Annotated in this window: 3 protein-coding genes; all 3 read right to left on the reverse strand. The window is 66.0% G+C overall.

The window, feature by feature from the left end; translation table 11 throughout:
* Positions 1-648 (reverse strand): carbohydrate ABC transporter permease (locus tag AC5JLB_RS02010; RefSeq protein WP_495872188.1); only part of this gene is annotated, 648 nt, incomplete at its 3' end.
* Positions 645-1,538 (reverse strand): carbohydrate ABC transporter permease, encoded by an 894-nt coding sequence (locus tag AC5JLB_RS02015; protein ID WP_495872189.1) that lies wholly within the window; start codon positions 1,536-1,538, stop codon positions 645-647. The genes AC5JLB_RS02010 and AC5JLB_RS02015, both read right to left, overlap by 4 nt.
* Before the next feature lie 75 nt (positions 1,539-1,613).
* The coding region (locus tag AC5JLB_RS02020; protein WP_495872190.1) for an extracellular solute-binding protein at positions 1,614-2,053 on the reverse strand (440 nt) is incomplete at its 5' end.

Consider the following 2,053-nt stretch of genomic DNA (forward strand, 5'->3'; position numbering starts at 1 on the left):
GAGCGGCATCAGGAACTCGTTCCAGCTCCGCATGAACTGGAAGACCACGAGCGTGGACAGCGCCGGCTTGGCGAGCGGCAGCATGATCGACCAGAAGATCCGCAATTCGCTGCACCCGTCGGCCCGGCCGGCCTCGTGCAGCTCGACGGGAAGATCCTCAAAGAAGGACTGCATCAGGAAGACGCCGAAGGGCAGGCCGAAGGCGATGAGCGGCAGGATTACCGCCAAGTAGGTCCCCAGCATCCCCATGGCGAGAAGCTGGTAGTAGAGCGGGATCATCACCGACTGGAACGGGACGGTCAGGCCCAGGAGGATGAGGTAGAAGGTGAGCATCCGTCCCCGAAACCGGAAGCGCGCGATCCCGTATCCGGCCAGCGCCGACAGGACCACGACGCCGATGACGCTCGGCACCGTGATGATGATCGAGTTCAGGAAGTAACTGCCGAAGCGCCCCCGGGTCCAGGCCGTCGTCAGGTAGTCGAGGTAAAGCGAGTTCGGCAGGCCGAAGGGATCGCCCATCACCTCGCGCATAGGGCGCAGGGCCGTGAACCACATCACGAGGATGGGGTAGAAGGACAGGACGGCGAAGAGGATCAGCACCGCGTGGCGCATGACCGTCGCCGCGCCGAGAGGCCGGCCGCCGTTCATCGCCCCGGCTCCGACCGCCGCAGGAGCATTGTGACCCAGGCCGCGAGCAGCGCGATCAGCGACATGATCATCGAAAGTGTGGCGCCGTAGCCGTACTCATTGGCGCGGAAGGCCACCTCGTAGGTGTAGGTGGCGATGACCTCGGTGGCGTTGTTGGGCCCACCCTGGGTCATCACCCAGACCACGTCGAAGACGTTGAACCCACCGATGACCGTGTAGACGATCACCATGGTCAGCACGGGCCGGATCTGCGGCACGATCACGTGTCGGAACCGCTGCCGCGTGTTTGCTCCGTCGATCCGCGCCGCGGCCACGAGCTCCGGGTCCACCTTCTGGAGCCCGGCGAAGAGCACGACGATGCAGAAGCCGACATAGGACCAGATTGCCGTCACCAGCACCGAATAGAGCGCCGTCTCGGATTCCCCGAGCCAGCCGGTTGCGAGCCCGTCCAGCCCGACGGCCCGCAGTGCCGTGTTCAGCAGGCCGAAGATTGGGTTGTAGATCCACATCCAGATGATCCCGATCACCACGGGTGACAGGACCACCGGCAGGAAATAGGCCGTCCGGTAGATCATGGAGCCGCGCGCGTCGGTCCAGAGCATCACCGCCAGGACCAGCCCGACGAAGATCGGGACGGCCGTGCCGATCACCACCCAGATCATGTTGTTGCCGAGCGCGGCCCACATGGCCCCGTCCCCGGCGAGCCGAAGCCAGTTGGCGATCCCGTTGAAGTCGGGAACGCCCGTGCCATTCCAGCTCGTGAAGCTCAGCCAGACGGTTGCGGCGAAGGGTAGGCCGAAGAACACCACGTAGACGACCAGCGCCGGGAGGACGAACCAGAATCCCGCCCGCTGGCGTGCCTCAAGTCGGGACCGTGCCGGTCTGACCATGCCGAATGCCTCGGATCGCGCTGCGCCACCTGGACGCGGGCCAGAGGTGCCTCGGCCCCCAGCCCGCCGCCCGTCCTAGTTGGCCACGGAGGCCTGAAGCGCCGCGGCCTGCTCCTCGGGCGTCCGGTCGCCGGCAAGCACGGCCTGGAAGCCGTCGGTCATCGTGGTGTTGAACGGCTCGGGCGTCAGCACGTCGATGTTGACGCCCATCGCCTCGGGGTCGGCGAGCGAGGCGATCGTCTCGGCCATCAGCGGCGACACGTCCAGGGTCGAGGGGTCAATGGGATAGGGCGGGATGATCCCGATGTCCTCGACCCAGAAATGCGCGTTCGCCGGATCGTAGAGGAAGGTCAGGAAACGCTCCGCCTCCTCCGGATTCTCGGTCGCCGCCGAGATGAAGTAGCCCGAGGACAGACCCGCCGGAGGCATCATCGTGCCGTCTTCGGGCGCGGGCAGGAAGAAGAAGTCCGCGTTGAGCCCGGCGTTCGACACGGTAGGGATGATCCAGCTTCCGG

It is taken from the genome of Myxacorys chilensis (assembly GCF_059505265.1).